The 17,394-nt window shown below is 69.2% G+C and carries 18 protein-coding genes; 15 read left to right on the top strand and 3 right to left on the bottom strand.

What is annotated here, in order from left to right:
* Positions 1 to 654: 654 nt before the first annotated feature.
* A complete protein-coding gene (locus tag ABZ208_RS35830; RefSeq protein WP_356913634.1) occupies positions 655 to 2,181 on the bottom strand; it encodes an AAA family ATPase in 1,527 nt (508 codons plus the stop codon).
* 278 nt (positions 2,182 to 2,459) lie between these two features.
* Between ABZ208_RS35830 and ABZ208_RS35825 the strand changes: the two genes are divergently transcribed.
* Complete coding sequence (locus ABZ208_RS35825; protein ID WP_356913633.1) at positions 2,460 to 3,197, top strand: CBS domain-containing protein; 738 nt, start codon at positions 2,460 to 2,462, stop codon at positions 3,195 to 3,197.
* 148 nt (positions 3,198 to 3,345) lie between these two features.
* A complete protein-coding gene (locus ABZ208_RS35820) occupies positions 3,346 to 4,002 on the top strand; it encodes a CBS domain-containing protein (protein WP_356913632.1) in 657 nt (218 codons plus the stop codon).
* Positions 4,003 to 4,128: 126 nt separating this feature from the next.
* Here the strand turns inward: ABZ208_RS35820 and ABZ208_RS35815 are convergent, their stop codons facing one another.
* Positions 4,129 to 5,067, bottom strand: coding sequence for a universal stress protein (locus ABZ208_RS35815; RefSeq protein ID WP_356913631.1), 939 nt, complete (start codon positions 5,065 to 5,067; stop codon positions 4,129 to 4,131).
* Positions 5,068 to 5,372: 305 nt separating this feature from the next.
* On the opposite strand from ABZ208_RS35815, the gene ABZ208_RS35810 reads away from it, so the two are divergent.
* From ABZ208_RS35810 to ABZ208_RS35760, 11 genes are all read left to right on the top strand, one after another.
* Positions 5,373 to 5,861, top strand: a complete 489-nt coding sequence (locus ABZ208_RS35810) for a hydrogenase maturation protease (RefSeq protein ID WP_356913630.1) — start codon at positions 5,373 to 5,375, stop codon at positions 5,859 to 5,861.
* 196 nt (positions 5,862 to 6,057) lie between these two features.
* Positions 6,058 to 8,751 (top strand): GNAT family N-acetyltransferase, encoded by a 2,694-nt coding sequence (locus tag ABZ208_RS35805; RefSeq protein WP_356913629.1) that lies wholly within the window; start codon positions 6,058 to 6,060, stop codon positions 8,749 to 8,751.
* 11 nt (positions 8,752 to 8,762) lie between these two features.
* The gene (locus ABZ208_RS35800; protein WP_356913628.1) at positions 8,763 to 9,518 is read left to right on the top strand and encodes a CBS domain-containing protein; all 756 of its coding nucleotides are present in this window, start codon (positions 8,763 to 8,765) and stop codon (positions 9,516 to 9,518) included.
* Positions 9,515 to 10,018, top strand: a complete 504-nt coding sequence (locus tag ABZ208_RS35795) for a flavodoxin domain-containing protein (protein WP_356913627.1) — start codon at positions 9,515 to 9,517, stop codon at positions 10,016 to 10,018. The genes ABZ208_RS35800 and ABZ208_RS35795 overlap by 4 nt, the downstream gene beginning before the upstream one ends.
* Before the next feature lie 4 nt (positions 10,019 to 10,022).
* Positions 10,023 to 10,613, top strand: a complete 591-nt coding sequence (locus ABZ208_RS35790; RefSeq protein ID WP_356913626.1) for a hypothetical protein — start codon at positions 10,023 to 10,025, stop codon at positions 10,611 to 10,613.
* Between the two features lie 97 nt (positions 10,614 to 10,710).
* Positions 10,711 to 11,838 (top strand): 4Fe-4S dicluster domain-containing protein, encoded by a 1,128-nt coding sequence (locus ABZ208_RS35785; RefSeq protein ID WP_356913625.1) that lies wholly within the window; start codon positions 10,711 to 10,713, stop codon positions 11,836 to 11,838.
* A gap of 20 nt (positions 11,839 to 11,858) precedes the next feature.
* Positions 11,859 to 12,299: a cyclic nucleotide-binding domain-containing protein gene (locus tag ABZ208_RS35780; protein ID WP_356913624.1), complete on the top strand. Its 441-nt coding sequence runs from the start codon at positions 11,859 to 11,861 to the stop codon at positions 12,297 to 12,299.
* Positions 12,296 to 13,102, top strand: coding sequence for an FAD/NAD(P)-binding protein (locus ABZ208_RS35775; RefSeq protein WP_356913623.1), 807 nt, complete (start codon positions 12,296 to 12,298; stop codon positions 13,100 to 13,102). The genes ABZ208_RS35780 and ABZ208_RS35775 overlap by 4 nt, the downstream gene beginning before the upstream one ends.
* A gap of 1 nt (position 13,103) precedes the next feature.
* Positions 13,104 to 13,865, top strand: a complete 762-nt coding sequence (locus tag ABZ208_RS35770) for an oxidoreductase (protein ID WP_356913622.1) — start codon at positions 13,104 to 13,106, stop codon at positions 13,863 to 13,865.
* Positions 13,862 to 15,220 carry a nickel-dependent hydrogenase large subunit gene (locus ABZ208_RS35765; RefSeq protein ID WP_356913621.1) on the top strand — a complete coding sequence of 453 codons (1,359 nt, stop codon included), beginning with the start codon at positions 13,862 to 13,864 and terminating at the stop codon, positions 15,218 to 15,220. The genes ABZ208_RS35770 and ABZ208_RS35765 overlap by 4 nt, the downstream gene beginning before the upstream one ends.
* The gene (locus ABZ208_RS35760) at positions 15,213 to 15,860 is read left to right on the top strand and encodes a CBS domain-containing protein (protein WP_356913620.1); all 648 of its coding nucleotides are present in this window, start codon (positions 15,213 to 15,215) and stop codon (positions 15,858 to 15,860) included. Before ABZ208_RS35765 ends, ABZ208_RS35760 begins: the two co-directional genes overlap by 8 nt.
* 164 nt (positions 15,861 to 16,024) lie before the next feature.
* Here ABZ208_RS35760 and ABZ208_RS35755 read toward each other — a convergent pair whose 3' ends face one another.
* Positions 16,025 to 16,306: a DUF1918 domain-containing protein gene (locus ABZ208_RS35755; protein ID WP_356913619.1), complete on the bottom strand. Its 282-nt coding sequence runs from the start codon at positions 16,304 to 16,306 to the stop codon at positions 16,025 to 16,027.
* A gap of 171 nt (positions 16,307 to 16,477) precedes the next feature.
* On the opposite strand from ABZ208_RS35755, the gene ABZ208_RS35750 reads away from it, so the two are divergent.
* The gene (locus ABZ208_RS35750) at positions 16,478 to 16,783 is read left to right on the top strand and encodes a BON domain-containing protein (RefSeq protein ID WP_356913618.1); all 306 of its coding nucleotides are present in this window, start codon (positions 16,478 to 16,480) and stop codon (positions 16,781 to 16,783) included.
* 315 nt (positions 16,784 to 17,098) lie between these two features.
* The coding region (locus tag ABZ208_RS35745; protein WP_356913617.1) for a CBS domain-containing protein at positions 17,099 to 17,394 on the top strand (296 nt) is incomplete at its 3' end.

Below are 17,394 nucleotides of genomic sequence, written 5' to 3'. Positions count from 1 at the left end.
ATGCCGGTGAGGGGCGAGCTTGCGGACGTGCCGCACATCTTCGGACACGCCGGAGATGCTCGTACCATCGGTTTTGCTACGACGGGCTCCCGCTCCTCACGCCACGTGTCCGGTGATTGCTGAACACGAGGTCCGATTCGCCCCATGCCCGTATCGATCACGAGGCGGCCGTCCGACCGAGCTGCCCCGTTACGGAGAGGCGGTCCTTGTCCCAGGAGCGGTGCCGCGGCCGGGGACGCACGGCTTGGTCCGTGCCGCCTCGTGCGCGAGCCGGCGACCGGACAATGGTCGTAGCGTCCGCCGCCACCCGCTGGTGAGCGTCGTCTGCGTGCGCGACGCTCGAAAGAGCCGCCGCGTCCTTGACGGCCTGCCGGCCGGAACGCTGCGCGGCGGCGGCCCCGATGCCTATGCCGAGGAATCGGGGCCGCCGCCACCCACACGAGTCCGGCTACGGGGCCGGATCGCACGCGTCGCCCCATCGACGCGGGCCGGAGAAGGGTCAGCCTCCCTGGGGTTCGGCGACTTGATCGTGTAGCTCCGGATCGTGGAAGAGGAACCGATGACCATTGACAACGTGACCGAGTCCGAGAGCGTCGAGCGGCTGAGTGGCAGGCATTGAGTGCATGCCAGAGGCGCACCGACGGAAGCGAAAACTCAGTCGGGTTCCATGTACGGGCGTCGGAACAGCCCTGTCCGCTCGATGTCGTCCGGGCGCAGTACAGCCATCGCACGTTCTGTCGCGGCCCCCAGTGTTCCACTGGTGTCAACAATGGCGGCTTCCGGCCACGGGGCTGCCTTCGCGGCGAGGGCCGCGAGGACGTCGCTGTCGGCGTCGGACGGGCCGGGGGCACGGTGGCGCAACCGATCGTCCGCCACACCGCGCGGGATCTGGCACTTCAGGGACACCAGATCGGCGCTGCACAGTCTCGCTGCCTCGCTCGCAGCGTCGCGCCGCTCCTGGGAACTCCACGTCGCGTCGATCACCACCGACTCACCGAGCGAGAGCAGCCTCCGGGCCCGATTGATGAGTTCGCCGTAGGTGCGGGTGGTCCACTCGGGCGTGTAGATGCCTGTCTCGAACGGTGCAGCCGCCGATCTCTCCGGCTGAATGCCGGCCAGTTCCTTGCGTGTGCGGTCACTGCTCAGGAGGGTGAGCCCCAGCCGATCGGCGAGCGCTGCCGCAAGGGTGGACTTGCCGCTGAGCGGCAGGCCACCGACAAGGATCAACCGCACTGACGAGTTGCGCAGGTGACGCAGCGTCATGTCAGCCAGGCGGTCCGCTGCCTGCCTCGCGCCATGAGCACCCTGCTGGGCCTGGAACAGAGACACCTTGGCCCGGACGAAGGCCCTGTACGCGACGAAATGATGCCGCAGAGAGGGGGGCGCAGGATCACCGGAGTATTCGCTGTACCGGGCGAGAAAGAACTTCCCCGCACCGGGCGCACCGAGTTGCTCGAGGTCCATGGCGAGGAATGCCGCGTCGTCAAGGCCGTCCACGTAACGCAACTTGTCGTCGAACTCGAGACAATCGAGCACACGCGGTCCGTCGTCAAGGCAGAAAACATCCTGAGCCAGCAGATCGCCATGCCCGTCGACGACTCTTTCCTCGCGAATGCGCAGATCGAAAAGGGCCTGTCGCCCTTCAAGATAGCGGCGCACCTCGCGATCGATATCGGCGATTCCCCTCAAGCCCTGCTCCTCACCCGCATGTTCGGCCGACTGCAGGTTGGCCTGCCATCTGCCGAGCAGCGCGTCACGGGTGCCCTGCGCGGAGATCTCAGCGCCTCGGGGCGACTTGGCGTGGGCGGTCGCCAGCAGCCGCGCAATCTGCCGCAGCGCGTCGTCGACCGGGACGCCTACGCTCACCAGGTGCGCCAACCGGCGGTCGCTCGGCATTCGGCGCATGACGACCACCGGTTCCGGCGGGCCGCTCCAGGGAGCGTACAACTCGGCCACTCCCTCGTACACGTCGGGAGCGAACCGGCGATTGAGCGCGACTTCCTGCTCGCACGCCGTTCGTCGTGCACCGGGTGTGCTGAAATCGAGGAAACCCAGGTCGACGCACTTCTTCACCTTGTAGGCACGGTCACCGATGAGAACAACAGTGGCGGCGTGCGTCTCGTGCACCTCGGCGCGGGACAAGGCGGAGGGATCCCCGTGGGGGCTACCGATCGTGGACATGGCGGCTCCCTGGATTCACTCGTGACCCGGGACAGCCTCGCATCGGGCGGCAGTCCCCTCCCCTCACTGTGCTCCACGTCCCCGACCGGCGCAGCCTGGCGAAGCTCGTGCGGCGATGCCCTGGGGCCGGCGAGTGCGATACCGGAAAGGGCAGGAGGGGCCGTTCGGCCCTGGCCGTTGCCCGTGCGGCACTGTGCCCGACTCACCGTCACGCTCGACGCTGAAGACATCGCGCGCCGCTCGTGCCGCGCGCGGATCCCGCGGAAGGAGGCCGGACGATGAAGCACGACAAAGTCGGCACAGTGATGACCAGCGAGGTCGTCCGGGCCATCGACACCACCCCCTTCAAGGAGGTCGCCCGGCTTCTGGCTCAGCACCGGATCAGCGGTCTTCCCGTGGTCGACGACGACGACAAGGTGATCGGAGTGATCTCCGAGACCGACCTCATGGCACACCGGTCGAAGGCGGGCGAGGACGCAGTCACCCCGCGGCGCTTCCGGTGGTCCTCGATCACCGGCAGGGGTCGCACGCAGGAGACCAAGGCGCACGCCCGCGATGCCGGGGAGCTGATGACACACCCCGCCATCACCGTTCACGCCGAACAGTCCATCGCCGAGGCGGCCCGCACCATGTGCGGGGGTCGGGTCGAACGTCTTCCCGTGGTGGACGAGGAAGACCGCCTTGTCGGCATCGTCACCCGTCGTGACCTGCTCGAGGTCTTCCTGCGTCCGGACGCAGGAATCCGCCGTGAGGTGATCGACGAGGTGCTGGTCCGCTCGCTGGGTCAGCCACCTGAGGCCGTCCGGGTCGACGTGAAGGACGGTGTGGTGACCGTGGTCGGGCAACTGGAACGGCGCAGCGAGGTCCCCATCGCCCTGCGGATGGTCGGGCAGGTGGATGGGGTGATCTCCGTCGACGGTCAGCTGGGCTACCGCTTCGACGACTCCGACGCCGAGCGCTCGGCACGCGGCACGCTCGGCCCCACCGATGACCGCATTCGAGGCGTCGGGCGCTGATCGTCGGGCCTGCCCGCATCAGCTGCCCGACGCGTCCCATTCCCAAGGTGGGCGAGGCCGAGGTGCAGCTCCCCCCGCCGGGCGGTCAGGCTGGAGTGGCGCCGCGGACCACGGACCGCGGAGAACCCGGGGGGAGAAGGAGCGAGACATGCGACACCGCAAAGTCAGGGAGCTCATGACACGCGACGTCGTCCGCGTACGCCAGGACGCACCCTTCAAGGAGATCGTGCGTCTTCTCACCGAGCACCAGGTCACCGCCCTCCCCGTCGTGGACGATCAGGACCGTCCACTCGGCGTGGTCTCCGAGAAGGACCTGCTGCGCAAGTCCACCGACCAGTCCGGCTCCGCCGACCTGCTTCCGCTGCCAGACCCGGAGGCCTGGGAACGGGCGAAGGCCGAAGGCACGAAGGCCGAAGAGCTGATGTCCGCTCCCGCTGTGTGCGCCCGCCCCGAGTGGTCAGTGGTCGAAGCGGCGCGCCTGATGGAGGTGCAGAACGTCAAGCGGCTTCCGGTGGTCGACGAGTCGGACAAGCTCATCGGCATCGTCAGCCGGCGCGATCTGCTGGGTGTCTTCCTACGCGACGACGAGGCCATCCGCCTCGAAATCGTCCAGGACGTTCTCGCCCGCACCCTCGGGCGGGATCCTTCCTCGATCACCGTTGAGGTACGGGAAGGGCAGGTCGTACTGAGCGGATCTGTGCCGTTCAAAGGCATGCTTGCGGCTGTCGATCGCATGTGCATGAGCGTCGACGGAGTGGTCTCGGTCTCGGACCACCTGTCCTTCGATGTCGACGACACCGCGTGAGACCCGGCCACCTGGCCGAGGCCGCTCACAGAGCGCCACGCAAGAGCCGCTCCCATCAGCCCGCCATCTGCGGCGAACAACGACGACCAGCTCGGCGGCCGGCTCAGTGCAAGCGGCTCCGCAGCGTCATTGAGGTTCCTGCTCCACCGCAGGTGTGGCGCCACCCAGTTGCGCACCGTGCGGCACTGCGGCGACGGGACACTCCACGTGGTGGATCGCTGAATGCGTCACGGGGCCCAAGCGGTAGCCCGCCGTGTCGCGACGGCCGACGACGAGGAGACTCGCGCCATCGGCAGCCGCCCGCAGGTGGTGGGCGGCACCGCCTTCGAGCAGATGAACACGGGTGTGTGTGCCGGGGTACTTCTCCGTCCAGGGACGCAGTGCCGCCGTCAAAGCCTCCTGTGTCGCCGCCCGCACATCGATATCGGGCGTCGGCCGCGGGTCGTAGGCCTGCCCGTAGGAGTACAGGGGCGGCACCTTCCATGCGTGGATCACCTGCAGGGGCGCATCACGCGCGATCGCCGCGTCGAAGGCGAAAGCAAGGAGTTCGTCGCCGGCGTTGGCGATGTCGAGCCCGAGCACCACAGGGCGGTAGGGAGTACGGGACGACGGCGTGCCCAGGACGGTGCGCAGGTGTTCGTCCTGGGCGTGTTCACCGGCACGTACGAGCACGATGGGGCAGGTCGCGCGGGCGGTGACGTCCAGGGCCACGGATCCGAGCATGAATCCGGCGAAGCCGCTGAATCCGCGTGAGCCGAGTACCAGCATCTGCGCGGACCGGGCGGCCATGAGCAGCGAGTCCGACGGCGGTCCGTGGATCAGGAGGGGAACGACTTCCAGGCCCGGATGCCGGGAGGTGACCTCCCGCACCGCTATGTCGAGTGCCTGGTTCTGACGCTGGGCCGGAACATCGATCTCCGGTAGGTGGGTCGCTGCTGCCGATTCGTATCCGGCGTGCAGCAACGTGAGCGGCATGCCCCGCAGGAGTGCTTCACGGGCTGCCCAGTCAACCGCGTCCATGCTCTCGGGTGAACCGTCGACCCCGACAGTGATGGTCTCGTGCATGATGCACCTCTGCACTTACGTTCAGTCGTGCGGTAGCAGCGCGACCAGGCTGTCTGCGGGGCTCGTCCACTGCCGGATCCAGCGTGTCGTGACCGACCCCAAGCCGTCGCCCCGACGATCAGCGGGCACGCGTCCACGGTCCCACCGCCTTCACGTCCCTGCCGATCACAGAGTCTGCTTCAACGCTCCCACGGGGCGTGTCCCTGGGCGAGACGCCGGGTGTCCCCAGCATGGGCCATTCGGCTCATGCCACAGGACACTCGCCGCGCACGGAGCGAAATCATGGCTGCAGGGAAGGAGCAGCAATGACGACCAGCAGGCGAATCGCTCTCATCGGCGTCGGTAACGATTTCAGGCACGACGACGCGATCGGCTGGATCGTTGTGGAGCGGCTGCGCGCTCGGACGCTGCCGCCGGGCACCCGGCTCCTGACGTGTGATGCGGACCCGGGCCGACTGATCGGATGCTGGGAGGACGCGGACCTGGCCGTCGTCGTCGACGCGGCACACGCACACCCCGGTCACCCGGGCCGAGTGCACCGGCTGGAACTCGGTGCCCACGAGGTGGCCCACGCTCCCGCCGCAAGCTCACACGGACTCGGGCTCGGCGAGGCCGTCGAGCTCGCACGGGTACTCGGCCGCCTCCCGGGAAGGCTCGTGATCTATGCCGTCGAGGGCGCGGACTCCTCCCTGGGCCGTGGGCTCTCGCCCGCTGTCGCCGGCGTGGTCGAATCACTGGCGCGGAGGGTCGAGGACGAGATCACCCGTCACTGCGAGGCCAGGGCAAGCGGTTGAAGGAACCCGACGGCACGAGGACAGCTGCGACTGTGACAGCAGAGGCTGGCTGCCCGCCTGCCCGGTGGCGCCCGCCCGAGTCGTTCGCAAGACTGCTGGATAGGGCCTTTCGGCCCCCCAGCCGACCCGGTAGGCCCTGTGCCCCTGGCGTTTTCGCACCAACTCTGGAGATGCGACGCGGCAGGGAGTGATCGTCATGACCGAGACAGTGAACGCATCTCAGCAGGTCCACGCGCTGCTCACCGACGGAAGCACGGTGCGCATCCGTCCGGTCCTGCCCGGAGACCATGAGCGCGTTCTGCGGCTGTACGACGGGATGTCCACGGAGAACCTGCGGCTGCGCTTCTTCACCGCGAACCGGAACTCCGCACGCCAGTCCGCCGACCGGCTCTGCGCTCCTGCCACTCCCGGCCGCCGGGCCCTGCTCGCCGAGTCAGGCGACGAGCTCGTGGGAGTCGCCGAGTACGACACGCTGCCGGGCACCGGAACCGAGGCAGAGGTAGGGCTCGCCGTCTCCGATCGCTGGCACCACCGGGGAGCCGGCACGCTGCTGCTGGAGCACCTTGTCTCCCTGGCCAGGGCAGACGGAATCATCCAGTTCTGTGCCGAGGCCCTGGCGGAGAACCACGCGATGCTCAAGGTCTTCGCCGACCTGGGGCTTCAGACGACCAGGCATTTCGACGGACCCGAGGTGCACTGCACGGTGCGCCTCGCCGAGGACGAGACGTATCTCTCCGCCGTCGACCTGCGCGGCAGGACGGCCGACGTCGCCAGTCTCCGTCCGCTGCTGCGGCCTCGCTCGGTCGCAGTGATCGGTCCCGGGCGCCACCCCGGATCGGTCGGCCGAGCTGTCCTGCGGAAACTGCGCCACGGCGGATTCACCGGCCGGCTCTTCGCGGTACATCCGCATGCGCCCGTCGTCCTGGGCACCCCCACCTATCCGAACGTCCAGGCTCTTCCTCTCACCCCCGATCTGGCCGTCCTTGCCGTGCGCGCCTCGGCCGTGCCCCTCGCCGCCGAAGAATGCGGCAAGCGTGGGGTGCGGGGCCTGCTCGTGGTGTCCTCGGGCCTCGATGCGCGGCAGGCCGGGGCACTGCGGTCTGCCTGTCGCTGGTACGGAATGCGACTGGTCGGCCCCAACTGCCTGGGGATCGCCAACACGGACCGAAGCGTCGGTCTCGACGCGACGTTCGCGGCCGATCCCCCGGAGCCCGGCTCGGCCGGCGTCGCCGTGCAGTCGGGCGGTGTCGGCATCGCTCTGCTCGGCGGCCTGTCCCGTCTCGGTATCGGCGTGTCCACGTTCGTCTCCCTCGGAGACAAGTACGACGTGAGCGGCAACGACCTGCTCCAGTGGTGGGAGTGCGACGACCGCACCGATCTGGCGCTGCTCCACCTCGAGTCCTTCGGCAATCCACGGACGTTCTCACGGACCGCCCGCCGGGTGACCCGGCGGATGCCCGTGCTGACCGTCGACGCCGGCCGCACGGACGCGGGCCGACGCGCGGCGGCGTCGCACACGGCCGCCGCAGCAACTCCGACGATGACCCGTCAGGCACTGTTCACCCAGGCAGGCATCACCGCCACGCGCAGCATCGCCGAACTGCTCGAGACCGCGGCACTTCTGCACGCCCAACCTCTGCCGGGCGGACGCCGGATCGCGGTGGTCAGCAATGCCGGCGGCACGGGTGTGCTCGCCGCCGACGCCTGTGCGGAGGCGGGTCTCACCGTGCCTCCGCTGCCGTCGGCATTGACCGCCGCGCTCCTCACAGAGCTCCCCCACGGCGCGGTCGCCGACAACCCGATCGATACGACGGCCGCCGTCTCCGAGGACCAGCTGCGGGCCTGCCTCTCCGTACTGTCCGCAGCTGAGGAGGTCGACGCGGTGCTCGTGTCGCTCGTGCCGACCGCAGTGGCCGCGGCGACCGGCGACCGTCTCCCGCGGGCGGTCACCTGCCTGCCACGCGACCTCGCGTGCCCGATCGTCGCCGTACTGCCGGACCAGGAAGCGTCCGTACGGCTCCTTCCCGCCGAGAGCGGCTCGATTCCCGCCTACGCGGACCCACAGGCCGCCGCCCATGCGCTCGCGCACGCGGTCTCCCGTGCCGAGTGGCTGAGCCGGGACGCCGGACGCATCCCCCCGCTCGAAGGAATCCACAGCGCACGTGCTGCAGGAATCGCAGCGGCGTATCTCAGTGCCCATCCAGAAGGCGGCTGGCTCGAACCACGAGACGGCGCCGCGCTGCTGGACTGCTACGGGATACCCCGGCTCCCCTGGGGGTGGGCCGAGAACGAGGACGAGGCCGTCAGGGAAGCAGAGCGTCTTTCGGGACCGGACGGGCCGGTGGTCCTCAAGGCGTACGTGCCCGGAATGATCCACAAGACCGAACAGCATGCGGTACGCCTCGACCTGCGCGGGGACGCACAGATCCGGGCAGCGCACCGCGACTTCGTCACCCGGTTCCACGGTCGACTGGCAGGTGTCCTCGTCCAGCCGCTGGCAGAAGGGGGGCTTGAGCTGCTGGCCGGTGTGGTCCAGGACGACGTCTTCGGCCCCCTGGTCCTGTTCGGGCTGGGCGGTACGGCCACCGAGGTGCTCGCCGATCACGCCGCGCGGCTGGCACCCCTCACCGACCAGGATGTCCACGACCTGATCAGCGCACCGCGCTGTGCCCCGCTGCTGCTCGGCCACCGGGGCGCCACGCCAGTGGATGTCGGCTGCCTTGAGCAACTTCTGCTGCGCCTGTCCCGGCTCGCCGGCGACCTGCCGGAGCTGGCCGAGGCCGACTTCAATCCCGTGATCGCCGGGCCTGACGGCGTTGCCGTCGCCGATGTCCGCATCCGGCTGACGCCCTCGCGGACCTACGACGCCTATCTGCGCCGACTCCGCTGAAAGAGGCAGCCATGATGAAGCACGACATGGTCGGCACCGTGATGACGAGCGACGTCGTGCGGGCCACCGCGGACACCACATTCAGGGAGATCGTCCACCTGCTCGACGACCATCGGATCAGCGGGCTCCCTGTCGTCGACGGCAGCCAAAGGGTGATCGGCGTGATCTCCGAGAGTGACCTACTCGCTCACGCCGCGGCGGCCGAGGACAGGCAGGGCGCACACCACGCCCGCTGGTCCTCCCTCAACAGGAAAGGCCAGGACACGGACCCCGGCGTAATGACGCTCACCGCGCGCCGGCTGATGACCCGTCCCGCCGTCTACGCCTACGCCCACGAGTCCATCGCGCAAGCGGCCCGCATCATGGCGCGGCACGGCATCGAGCGGCTTCCGGTGGTGGACGAGGAGAACCGCCTCGTCGGCATCGTCACCCGCCGCGACCTGCTGAAGGTGTTCCTGCGACCGGACGCCGAGATCCGGCGCGTCGTCGTGGAGGACGTCCTGGACCGCACCTGCTGGATCCCGCCCGGCACAATCGACGTCGAGGTGCACGACGGCGTGGTCACGGTGAGCGGGCAGCTCGGACAGCGGAGCGAGATTCCCCCGGTCCTGCGGCTGATCCAGCAGGTCGACGGCGTGGTCTCCGTCGTCGACCGGCTCACCTGCCGCTACGAGAACCACCGTGATGACCGCTCGAAGGAGCCGCCACCGAACCTTGCGCCCGATCGACTGCGTGGCGAAGAGCGACGAGGAGTGCGATCACAATGAGGCCTTCGGCACTCGTCGCCTACGGCAGCAAGAACGGCTCGACAGCCGAAATCGCGCGATGGATCGCCTCCGTCCTCCGCGACAACGGTGTCGACGCAGACGCCCGGTCCGCCCACGAGATCCAGGACGTCGGCCCGTACGACGCCGTCGTGCTCGGTGGTGCGCTGTACGCGGGTCGCTGGCACCGGGACGCCCGGCGCTTCGCGCGCCGCCACCACCGAGAACTGGCCGCACGCCCGGTATGGCTCTTCAGCAGCGGTCCTCTCGACCCCTCGGCATCGGAGCGCGACATTCCCCCGGTGGCGGGGGCCCGCCGGGCGGCCCACAGGCTGGATGCGGAGGAACATGTCACGTTCGGCGGGCGGCTCGAGGAAGGAGCGAGCGGCTGGGTCGCCCGGATGATCCTTCAACAAGGACGTGGCGGGGACTTCCGCGACGTCGCGCGGATCAGCCGCTGGGCCGAGACCATCGCTGCCGATCTGGTGGCAGGACGGACGTGACGCCATGGCTTTCGACACCCTCCGCGCGCGGCGCCGGCACAACCCGTTGCTCCGGCGGTCCGATGTGGTCGGCTCCTGGACGGCGCTGTTGCTCAGCGCGGGCCTTGTGCTCGGAGCTCCCGCCGCAGGCACAGCCTCAGGGTGCTCGGCATTCGCGCAGGGCCGGGCAGCGGCAGCGGAGCGGGCGGCGTCGCTGCACCAGGTACGGGCGGAACTCCTGAGAGACACCCCGGAATCCATCCCTTCCTCCGACGGCAGCGTGACGCAGGCGAAGTACCGGGTGCCGGTGCGCTGGGCCACCCCGGGCGGAGGCGTCTCACAGGGCATGGCGCTGGTTCCGGAGGGCATGGAGCGCGGCGACCGCACGGACATCTGGCTGGACAGCCGGGGCAAGGTCACAGCGCCCCCCAAGGACGACGGCGACGTCCTGCTGGAGGCCTTCGCAGTCGGCGCGAGCGTCACGGCCGGGAGCGCGGCGGCCGTCCTTGTGGTCCGTCTTGCCGTGCGACGAACCGCCGATCGGCACAGGATGGCGGAGTGGGAACGCGAGTGGATCAGCGTGGAACCGAAGTGGAGCGGACGACGGCGGGCCTGACGGACCTGCAGTGGGGACCGTTCGACCCTCCCCGGCGGGCAGCACCTCGGACGACTCTGAGAGAGCAGACAGCGGCTGCTGGAGAGGAGAACCGGTCATGACCGCCACCACCGAGACCGCAATCATCGACCGGGCAGGACTCGACGCTCTGATCAAGGCCCTGATCGCCCGGGGACGCACCGTGATCGGTCCTGCCGTGCGTGATGGCGCGATCGTCCTCACCCACATCACAGCAGACGACGATCTGCCGTACGGGTGGGGTACCGAGCTCGAAGCAGGGCGCTACAGGCTGCGCCGCCGCGACGACGGAGCAGCCTTCGCCCACAGCGCCGGACCACAGTCCTGGAAGAACTTCCTGCACCCGCCGCGGCAGAAGCTGTGGAGCGCCGAGCGCCGACCGGACGGATCGCTCAATATGGTCGAGGCGCGCCCTGAGCAGCCCCGCTACGCCTTCCTGGGGGTACGTCCCTGTGACCTGCGGGCCATCGCGATCCAGGACCGCGTACTGACCGGGGGCCGCTTCACCGACCGCGGATACGGTGAACGCCGCACCGGCGCACTCCTCATCGCCGCGGAGTGCACAGAACCCGGCGCAACGTGCTTCTGCTCCTCCATGGGAACAGGCCCGGCCGCCGACAGCGGCTTCGACCTGGCACTCACCGAGATGATCGACGCGGACGGCCATCGCTTCGTCGTGCGCGTCGGCAGCAACGAGGGCGCCTCACTCCTCACCGAAGTCCCCCACCGACCCGCTCCCGAGCGAGCCGTCTCGGCCGCCCGAACCGCAGTGAACGAAGCCGCGGGCCGGATGGGTCGCTCCATGCCGCCGGTCAGCCTGCAGGAGCTCATGGGCGCGACCTTGGACGCCGAGCGATGGAACGACGTGGCCGAGCGGTGTCTGACCTGCGGCAACTGCACCATGGTGTGCCCTACGTGTTTCTGCACCACCACCGAGGAGGTCACCGACCTCACCGGTGACCACGCCGAGCGGTGGCAGCGCTGGGACTCCTGCTTCGACCTCGACTTCTCGGCCCTGCACGGCGGCCCGGTCCGCTCCTCCGGGCGCAGTCGCTACCGGCAATGGCTCACGCACAAACTCGGCACCTGGTACGAGCAGTTCGGCAGTTCCGGCTGCGTCGGCTGCGGCCGGTGCATCGTCTGGTGCCCCGTCGGTATCGACATCACCGAAGAAGCAGCAGCACTCGATGCGGAGGCCCGGCAATGAACACCCCTTCTCCCACCCGCATGACGCGTGTTCTGTCAGCCGAGCACCACGCCCGTCTGATGGAGGTGTCCCGCGAGGTCAACATCTCCGAAGGAACCAGGCTGTTCGAGGAGGGACAGCCCGCGGACCGTTTCTGGATCGTCCATTCCGGCACGGTGACGCTCGACATCCACGTGCCAGGGCAGCGCCCCGTGGTTCTTGAGAGTCTCGGCTTCGGGGAGCTCGTCGGATGGTCCTGGCTGTTCCCGCCCTATGTGTGGCAGCTCGGTGCCGAGGCCATGACACCCGTGCGCGCCGAGGAGTTCAATGCGAGAACCGTGCGGATGATGATGGACGCGGACCCCGCCCTCGGCTCCGCGATCGGCCAGTGGGTCGGCAGGGTCATCGCCCACCGCCTGCACGCCTCCCGCATCCGGCTGCTGGACCTGTACGCCCCGCACGGCAGCGGCAGCACGACATGACCGGCGTCCCGGTGCCGTACAGCGTGGTCGCCCGGCGACAGGAGACGGACGACACCGCCACGCTGCGGCTCCGACCTGTCGCCGAGCAGCTTCCCGCGTTCGCGCCGGGCCAGTTCGCCATGGTGTACGCCTTCGGACGGGGCGAGATCCCGCTGTCGGTGAGCGAGATCCCCCCGGACGGCGGGCTCTGCCACACCGTTCGCGAGGTGGGCGCGGTCTCCGAAGCTCTGAGCAGAGCCCGCGAAGGCGAGGTCATCGGGCTGCGCGGACCGTTCGGCACGACGTGGGACCTCGCGACGGCCGTCGGCCGGGACATCGTGGTGATCGCAGGCGGCATCGGTTTGGCGCCACTGCGGCCGCTCGTCCACGCGGTGACGGCCGACCGCGACAGGTTCGGCCGGCTGAATGTGCTGATCGGCGCCCGGACGCCCGCGGATCTGATCCACGCGGCGGAAATCGAGCAATGGCGGACGACCTTCACAGGGGTGACGGTGGACCGGCCGGACGACCGGTGGCGAGGTCACGTGGGCCTGGTGACGCAGCTGCTCGACAGCACTCACTTCGATCCCGGGACCAGCACGGCGTTCCTCTGCGGACCCGAACCCATGATCCGTTCTGCCGCCCGCAATCTGTCGCACCGCGGGATCCCGGAGCAGCGCATCCAGGTGTCACTCGAACGGAACATGCGCTGCGGGACGGGACACTGCGGGCACTGTCAACTCGGTCCCCTGCTCCTGTGCCGCGACGGCCCGGTGCTGAGCTGGGACCGCGCCGCTCCGCTGCTCGGCGTCAGGGAGCTGTGACATGGACGCCCCCACACTGGCTGTGTTCAAACTCGCTTCCTGCGACGGCTGCCAGCTCACCCTGCTCGACTGCGAGGACGAGCTCCTGGCCCTCGCGAGCCGGGTGGAGATCACCCATTTCCTGGAGGCCTCCAGTGCGGTGCAGCCCGGCCCGTACGACCTCGCCCTGGTCGAGGGGTCGGTCAGCACGCCCGCGGACGCGGAACGGGTCCGAGCGATCCGCGCGGCCGCACGCCGCCTGGTGACGATCGGAGCCTGCGCGACGGCGGGCGGCATCCAGGCGCTGCGGAACTTCGCAGACGTCGACGAGTTCCGCAGCACCGTCTACGCCCGCCCCGAGTACATCGAGACACTGTCCACGTCCACCCCCGTTTCGGATCACGTCGACGTCGACTTCGAACTGCGTGGTTGCCCGATCGACCGTCGCCAACTGCTCGAAGTCATCACGGCCTTCCTGTTCGGCCGCAAGCCGGATGTGCCGAACCACAGCGTGTGCTTCGAGTGCAAGCGCCGCGGGACGGTCTGTGTCACGGTCGCGCACGGCACGCCCTGCCTGGGTCCGGTCACGCACGCCGGATGCGGAGCGATCTGCCCCGCCTACGGACGTGGTTGCTACGGCTGCTTCGGACCGTCTGCATCCACCAACCTCCCGGCGCTCATCCCCTTCCTGCACCGGGACGGCATGGACGACCGCGACACCGAGCGCATCCTGCGCACCTTCAACGCCACCGCCTTCGCCCAAGAAGAGGACAGCCGGCCATGACCCACCGCGGATCCCGAGTCCTGCACATCGGCTCGCTCTCCCGGGTCGAAGGCGAAGGCTCGCTCCACCTTCGACTGGACGACGGCGAGATCATCGAGGCACGCCTGGACATCTACGAACCCCCACGCTTCTTCGAGGCGTTCCTCAGGGGCCGGGGACATACCGAGCCCCCGGACATCACCTCCCGCGTCTGCGGGATCTGCCCGGTCGCCTACCAGATGAGTGCATGCGCGGCCATCGAGGATGCCTGCGGCATCACGGTCGACCCAGGCGTCGCACAGCTGCGCCGACTGCTCTACTGCGGCGAGTGGATCGAGAGTCAGACCCTGCATGTCTATCTCCTGCATGCCCCTGACTTTCTCGGATATGACAGCGCCATCGAGCTGGCACGCACCCAACGCGCCCACGTGGAGCGGGGACTGCGGCTGAAGCGGGCGGGCAACGCCGTGATGGAGCTGCTCGGCGGCCGGGCGATCCATCCGGTCAACGTCCGGATCGGCGGCTTCTACCGGGTGCCGTCCACAGCTGAACTGCTCCCGCTGGCCCAGCAATTGCGGCAGGCGCAGGACGACGCCTGGGAGACCGTACGCTGGGTCGCCGGCTTCGACTTCCCGGAAGCCGAGACCGACGCCGACTTTCTGGCACTGGCCGAGCCCGGGACGTACGCCATCGAATCGGGCACCCCGACGGTACTGCGTCCCGACGGGACCTCTTATGCGTTCCCCGTGGACGACTTTCCCGTACGAGTGCGCGAGGTGCAGGTACCGCATTCCACGGCGCTGCACTCACGTCTGGACGGGCGGCGGCATCTCACCGGCTCCCTCGCACGGTTCGCGATCAGCGGCCGGAGACTGTCGCACACGGCGAGGCAGGCGGCACGGGAGGCAGGGCTCGGCGATCCCGCGGACGGTGCGGTATGCCGCAACCCCTACCGGTCGATCCTGGTCCGCGCGGTCGAGGTCGTGTACGCGGTGGAGGAAGCGCTGCGGATCATCGAGTCCTATGTTCCCCCGCCACGTCCGTACACCGATGTGCCCCCTGTGGCGGGCACCGGGCACGGCGCGACGGAGGCGCCCCGCGGGCTGCTGTACCACCGGTACGTGCTCGATGCCGAGGGCACAGTCACGGATGCCCAACTGGTCCCGCCCACCGCCCAGAACCAGGGCGCGATCGAGGACGACCTCGTCCGCGCCGCCCGCAGCGCCGTGGCGCAGCACGATGCGGACGACGCAGTGCTGACCGCGCTGTGCGAGCGGGTGATCCGCAATCACGACCCGTGCATCTCCTGCTCCACCCACTTCCTCGACCTCACCGTCGAGCGCCGCCCGAAGGCAAGGGAGAGCCGCCATGCCTGATTCACCGCACACGGTGAGCGACGTGATGACCCACACCGCTGTCGCCGTAGGGCGTCACGCCACCTACAAGGAGATCGTCGAGCTGATGCAGCAGTGGAAGGTCAGCGCGCTGCCGGTACTGGAGGGTGAGGGCCGGGTCATCGGCGTGGTGTCGGAAGCGGACCTGCTGCCCAAGGAGGAGGCGCGCGACGGTGGTTCCGAGCAGTGGGGCAGGCCGCCGACCCAAGCTGCCAAGGCGGGAGCGGTGTCGGCGGAGGAGCTGATGTCCAGCCCGGCCGTCACCGTCCATGCCGGCGCCACGCTGGCCGAGGCTGCCCGGATCATGGCGCGACGGCACGTGAAGCGGCTGCCCGTGGTCGATGAGGTCGGAATGCTGGAGGGTGTGGTCAGCCGCAGTGACCTGCTGAAGGTGTTCCTCCGGCCGGACGAGGACATCGCCGGCGAGATCCGAAGCACGATCGTCCACCGCCTGCCTGCCACCGCGCAGTTGGAGGTCTCGGTCACGGAGGGCATCGTGACCCTGGAGGGCAGTTTGCGGGACCGGGCGCTGGTACCGCTGCTGGCCCGGGCCGTCAGCGCCGTCGAGGGCGTGGTGGACGTCCGACTGGACCTGGACGAAGCCCAGGGCGTCTCGCCTTGAAGGGGCCGCGCGCACGAACAGCGGAACGAGCCGTGGCCCGGCCTCTCGGTGCCTCACGATGTCCACCCGGCGAACGCGCCACCTCCCCACTCGCCACAGCCCTCCCGACCGTGGGCCCTCCGGCAACACATCTCAGGTACCGTGCGCCGCGCGCACACTGCGACTCATGGCCTCGGTGTGCCCCTGCCCGTGTGGTGCCCATGGTCCGTGAGGTGCTTGATACGGGCGTCCGGCCCCGGGAAGAACACGGTGACACGCCCGGTGTCCGACCAGCGCACGTCGTAGGGCGGAGTGCCGTCCGGGTGGTGCAGGCCGACGATCTCTCCGTCTCGGCCCGACTCTCCCACGGTGGGACCTGCCACAACGATCTGATCGCCCACGCGGGCCCACATGCCGCTTTCCCTCATCGGTTCGTGCGCCCACTCTTGACGATTGAACGACCTCATGTCCTTGCTCCTCGCAGCGTCCTGTTGTCGAGATCAGAGTCACACGCCCACGACGCGCCGCCACAGGGGCGGGCCGTCCCTTTCCGGGACCATTCGGCTCTGTCTTCCCGGGGAGCGAGGCCAGAGAGTTGCAGTACGGGTGCGGAGCCGCCACAGGCTCCCAGGGCCGGCATGGTCAGCAGGTGCGACCTGCTTCGCCCCTTCCTGCGCCGCGACGAAGCCATCAGCGACGAAATCCACCAGGACGTGCTCAGCGAGACCCTCGGACCCGTCCCTGGCAGCGTCAACGCCACCGTCCGCGAGGGCGTAGTGACCCTGACCGGACGGGTCGCCGAAAAGGCCGACATCCCGGTCGTCGAGCGGCTGTGCCGCTCCGTGGACGGGGTGGTCGCCGTCCATCAGAGCCTCGGCTACGAGATCGACGACCAGGACCTGGACTCGAGCGCCCCCACGGACACCACTCGGCCTGACCGGTGAGCGTCCTAGGGGCAGAATGGTCACACGAGCACAGCGTCGCAACGGCAGCAGAAGCGGCGCGCCGCCCTCATCCGGACAGCATGAGACGGAAAGGGTCCATCCGCTTCTCGCGGATCCTGATTGCGCGGTGCACGTCGGCCGGTTCTCCGCGCCTCCTCGTGGCCCTTTCCGTCAGTTCCATGACATCACCGGGCCAGAGTGGTCATCGGGGGTCGGGCGGCCCTCGGAGGGGCCCGCTCGGCCCCTGCCCTCACCACGTCCCGGACGGCACCATCGGAGTTACGGCAGGTATGCACACGACAGGGAGGAACGGTCATGAAGCACGTGCGAACCGTCGCTGATGTGATGACCCACGCCGTGATCTCGGTGAACAGCGACGCACCGTTCAAGGAGATCGTGGAGGCCATGCAGCAGTGGCACGTCAGCGCCCTGCCCGTCCTCTCGGCCGAGGGACACGTCACCGGGGTCGTCTCCGAGGGAGACCTGATCATCAAGGCCCAGGGGGAGGACGCTTCGCGCGCGGTGACGGCGGGCCGGCTCATGACGACCCCCGCCGTTACCGTGCAACCGGACACTACGATCGCGGGCGCCGCGCGGTTGATGGCCCGCAG

The sequence above is a fragment of the Streptomyces sp. NPDC006208 genome (assembly GCF_040613775.1).
In the GTDB taxonomy this organism is placed as follows: Bacteria; Actinomycetota; Actinomycetes; order Streptomycetales; family Streptomycetaceae; genus Streptomyces.
This window is presented reverse-complemented; position numbering and strand designations above follow the sequence as displayed.